The sequence below is a fragment of the Mesorhizobium sp. M7A.F.Ca.CA.002.09.1.1 genome, assembly GCF_003998555.1.
Classification (GTDB): Bacteria; Pseudomonadota; Alphaproteobacteria; order Rhizobiales; family Rhizobiaceae; genus Mesorhizobium; species Mesorhizobium ciceri.
Map to the genome: position 1 here is coordinate 1 of NZ_RZRR01000503.1, position 4,128 is coordinate 4,128.

General features: G+C 65.8%; 6 protein-coding genes and 1 pseudogene. 1 reads left to right on the plus strand and 6 read right to left on the minus strand.

Annotated elements, in window-relative coordinates; all coding sequences use genetic code 11:
• The 6 genes from EN994_RS20655 to tsaD form a co-directional block, all read right to left on the minus strand.
• Positions 1 to 191 (minus strand): DUF1761 family protein (locus EN994_RS20655; RefSeq protein WP_127307772.1); only part of this gene is annotated, 191 nt, incomplete at its 3' end.
• 51 nt (positions 192 to 242) lie between these two features.
• Positions 243 to 941, minus strand: coding sequence for a methyltransferase (locus tag EN994_RS20660; RefSeq protein WP_174299057.1), 699 nt, complete (start codon positions 939 to 941; stop codon positions 243 to 245).
• Positions 896 to 1,321, minus strand: a complete 426-nt coding sequence (locus EN994_RS20665) for an EVE domain-containing protein (protein ID WP_063169521.1) — start codon at positions 1,319 to 1,321, stop codon at positions 896 to 898. Before EN994_RS20665 ends, EN994_RS20660 begins: the two co-directional genes overlap by 46 nt.
• Before the next feature lie 37 nt (positions 1,322 to 1,358).
• Positions 1,359 to 1,655: a YciI-like protein gene (locus EN994_RS20670; protein ID WP_063169520.1), complete on the minus strand. Its 297-nt coding sequence runs from the start codon at positions 1,653 to 1,655 to the stop codon at positions 1,359 to 1,361.
• Between the two features lie 31 nt (positions 1,656 to 1,686).
• Positions 1,687 to 2,709, minus strand: a complete 1,023-nt coding sequence (locus tag EN994_RS20675) for an NAD(P)H-dependent glycerol-3-phosphate dehydrogenase (protein ID WP_063169519.1) — start codon at positions 2,707 to 2,709, stop codon at positions 1,687 to 1,689.
• Positions 2,706 to 3,791, minus strand: a complete 1,086-nt coding sequence (gene tsaD, locus EN994_RS20680) for a tRNA (adenosine(37)-N6)-threonylcarbamoyltransferase complex transferase subunit TsaD (RefSeq protein ID WP_181172687.1) — start codon at positions 3,789 to 3,791, stop codon at positions 2,706 to 2,708. Before tsaD ends, EN994_RS20675 begins: the two co-directional genes overlap by 4 nt.
• Positions 3,792 to 3,892: 101 nt before the next feature.
• Here tsaD and EN994_RS20685 point away from each other — a divergent pair.
• Positions 3,893 to 4,128: pseudogene (locus tag EN994_RS20685) on the plus strand (hydroxymethylbilane synthase); the annotation flags it as partial.

Below are 4,128 nucleotides of genomic sequence, written 5' to 3' on the forward strand. Positions count from 1 at the left end.
ATCGTGGCCATGACCAGTTCGGCGATGAAGCTGACGACGAAGGGCAGCGGCGACTTCTTCATCGTGGCCGGATCGAGCTTGGCGGCCTTCAGCCACGCCTTGCTCAGGCTCATGTACCAGGCGGCGCCGAACAGCCACGCCACGATTGCGGCAGCGACCACCGCCAGCCAGTTCACTGCTGAAAAATCCATGAGCTCCCCCCTCTGATTTGGATATGATGGAACGCCTGTTCGGCGATCGCGTCAAGCGAACCGCCAGACGGTCGTGCGCTTGACCAGCGCATCCTCCAGCGCCCGCGTGACGGCCACTTCATAGACCGCAAGCGGCTCCAGCCCTGTCTTCGGCAGATACGACCGGCCGGGATCGCCGACAAGGATTTCGGCGCCGCGCGCCTTCAGCGTTGCGAACCATGGCACCAGCCGGTCAGCGAAAGATTTGTCATAGAAAACATCACCGGCCAGGACCACGTCCCAACCTGCATCGGTGCCGATGCAATCCGTGCCGAGGAATTCGGTCCCGATACCGTTGATCTCGCTGTTGAGCCGGATCGCGGTGGCGCAGAACGGGTCGATGTCGGAGGCGATCACCTTGGCGGCACCGGCCTTGGCGGCGGCGATGGCGACAAGGCCGGAGCCGGAAGCAAAGTCGAGCACGTGCTTGCCACGCACCGTGCCGGAATTGTCCAGGACATAGCGGGCAAGGCCCTGGCCGCCGGCCCAGGCAAAGGCCCAGAAGGGCGGCGGCAGGCCGATTTCGACCAGCTCTTCCTCGGTCCGCTGCCACAGATCATGCGCTTCGTCGGCAAGATGAAGCAGGATCTCCGGCACGTGCGGCGGCGCCATCAGCGCCGTGTTGTCGAGAATGAACTGTTTGGCGCTGTTGGGCGTGAGCGCCGTCACGGAACCGGCGTCAAGCCGCCCATGCGGCAGACTTCCTTCCATTCGGCCGGCGTCACCGGCTGCACGGAAAGCCGTCCGAGCCGCACCAGCGCCATGTCGGCAAGCCTCGGATTGGCCTTCACCTGTTCCAGCGTCGGCGGGTTCGGTACATCCCTTACGGCGCGGATGTCGACGCATTCCCAGCGCGGATCGTCCGACGTGGTGTCGGGATGGGCAAGCGCGCAGACTTCAGCGATGCCGACGATGTTCAGCCCCTCGTTGGAGTGGTAGAAGAAGCCGAGATCGCCGATCTGCATCGCCTTCATGTTGTTGCGCGCCGCGTAGTTGCGCACGCCGTCCCATTGCGTGCCGGCCTTGCCCTTGGCCTTCAGCATCTCGAAGGAGAACTTGAATGGCTCGGATTTGAACAGCCAGTAGTTCATGTCTTTCTCCTCCTTGGAGTCGCGCTGGCGACCGGGATTAACTAGCCGCCGGCTTGTTGAACGTCCAGTTCCACGGGCGGATTTCGACGCTTTCGAACAGCCCGGCCTTGGCGTAGGGGTCGGCGGCCGACAGAGCCTGCGCCCCTGCCAGGTCGGGCGCTTCGACGACCACGAGGCTGCCATTGGACCTGCCTTCAGTGTCAAGGAACGGACCGGCGAATGCCAGCTTCTTGTCGCCGTTCAACCCCTCGAGAAAGGCAACATGCTCGGGCCGCGTGTCGAGGCGCACCTGCAGGCTTCCGGGCTTGTCCTTGCAAATCACAGCAAACAGCATTTTTTCTCCTGATCGTTCAAAGTCGTGGGGATCAATCGTTGGTTTCGGTCTTCAGCGGCCGGGTCATCAACGCCGTCACGGCCTGCCGGACGGTGATGGTGCCATCCAGTATGGCGGCGACGGCGGCAATGATCGGCGCGTCGATGTTGCGCTCGGTCGCAATGCGGGCTGCGATCGCCGCCGTCGGCACGCCTTCTGCCAGCGGCAATCCGGCAAGTGGCTTGCCTTGCCCGAGCGCCAACCCATAGGCGAAATTGCGCGACTGGGTGGACGAGCAGGTCAGCAGCAGGTCGCCAAGGCCGGAAAGCCCCATCAGCGTTTCGGGCCTGGCGCCGAAGGCAGCGCCGATGCGGCGCAATTCGACAAAGCCGCGCGTCACCATGGCGGCCTGGGCGCTGGCGCCGAGACCCGCCCCAGTGACGGCACCTGCGGCAATGGCAAAGACGTTCTTCAAGGCGCCGCCGATCTCGACGCCGATCAGGTCGTCGTTCGAATAGCAGCGCAGATTTTCGGCGGAAAAGCGGGCGGCGAGATCGGCGGCCAATGCCTCGTCGCGGGCGGCGACCACAACGGCCGTCGGCAGGCCGCGGGCGACGTCGGTGGCGAAGCTCGGGCCCGACAAAACGGCAACCGGATTGAGCGGCAGGATTTCTTCGACAATCGCCGATAGCAACGCGCCAGTCTCGCTTTCGATGCCCTTGGCACACAGAACCAGCGGGATACCGGCCGGCATATGGTCCTTCGCGGCCGCCAGCGTCGCCCGCAGCGACTGCGCCGGCGTCACCGCCAGCACGCAATCGGCACCGTCGAGCGTGGCCTGGATGTTGCTCGTCGCCACGATGCCGGGCTGGAGCGTAATGCCCGGCAGGTAGCGTGGATTTTCGCCGCGGTCGATCGCGGCGACGGTCTCCGGATCGCGCGCGTAAAGGCGGACGAAATGGCCGGCGCGCAGCATGGCCAAGGCCAAGGCAGTGCCCCAGGCGCCGCCGCCGAGCACGGCAACGCGCCAGCCGCTTGGCGCGGTGACGTTGCCGCTCATTGCCACCTCGTTCATGCCTTGGCTCCGCGCCGGCCGGAGCCGACCATCGGCGCCGAGATGCTGTCCAGCGGCCAGCGCGAGCGCGGCACGAAATCGAAGCCGTTCTCTTGCGCCATGCCCTCGCGCAGCCGCTCGATGCCGGCCCAGGCGATCATCGCCGCATTGTCGGTGCAAAGTTTCAGTGGCGGCGCAATGAAGGTGAAGCCGGTCTCGGCGCAGAGCCGCTCCAGCATGGTCTTGATCGTGCGGTTGGCGGCGACACCACCGGCAACGACGAGGGCTGGGTTCCTGGTGCCGGGAAATGTCTCGCGAAAGCGCGTCAGCGCGCGAGAAACACGGTCGGCCAGAGCATCGGCTACGGCCCCCTGGAACGAGGCGCAGATGTCGGCGACGTCCTGGTCGCTCAGCGGCGCAATGGCGCTCGCCGCCTGGCGCACGGCGGTCTTGAGGCCGGAGAAGGAGAAGTCGGGCTGGGCCGAGCCCTTCATCGGACGCGGAAAGGCAAAGCGCGAGGCGTTGCCGGCCTGTGCCGCCTTTTCGACATTCGGTCCGCCGGGATAGGGCAGGCCAAGCATCTTGGCCGTCTTGTCGAAGGCTTCGCCGAGCGCGTCGTCGATAGTCGTTGCCCAGCGCTGGTAGCCGCCGACACCCCGCACGGCGACGATTTGCGTATGGCCGCCGGAGACCAGCAGCAAGAGATAGGGAAAGTCGAGCCCGTCGGTCAGCCTTGCGGTCAGCGCATGGCCTTCGAGGTGGTTGATGGCGATCAGCGGCTTGTTCGCCGCCGCGGCGATTGCCTTGGCGGTCATCAGCCCGACGATCAGCCCGCCGACCAGGCCGGGGCCGGCGGTGGCGGCAATCGCGTCGATATCGGCTAGCGCCGTGCCCGAATCGGCAAGCGCCGCCTCGATGATGCCGTCCAGCGCCTCGACATGGGCGCGCGCGGCGATTTCCGGCACGACGCCGCCGAAAGCGGCATGCTCCTCGATCTGGCTGAGCACGATGTTGGACAGGATTTTTGGCGCGGCGTCGCCGTCGACGGCCACCACGCTGGCGGCGGTCTCGTCACAACTCGTCTCTATGCCCAGCACGCGGATCAATTCGTCGCTGTCCCTAAAGATTGTATCATGGGGTTTTCCCCGTTAGGAGAACCCCGGAAAAGCCTCGCTTGCCGGGGGGTTATCACGGACTGCGCGCCATGCAAACAATCTTGAGAATCGGAACACGCGGCAGCCCGCTGGCGCTGGCGCAGGCGCATGAAACGCAGGCGCGGCTGATGGCCGCGCATGGCATGCCGGCGGAGGCGTTCGAGGTGGTCGTCATCTCGACCAGCGGCGACCGCATTCAGGACCGGCCGCTGTCGGAAGCCGGCGGCAAGGGCCTGTTCACCAAGGAGATCGAGGAGGCGCTGCTGGCCGGCCGGATCGACATCGC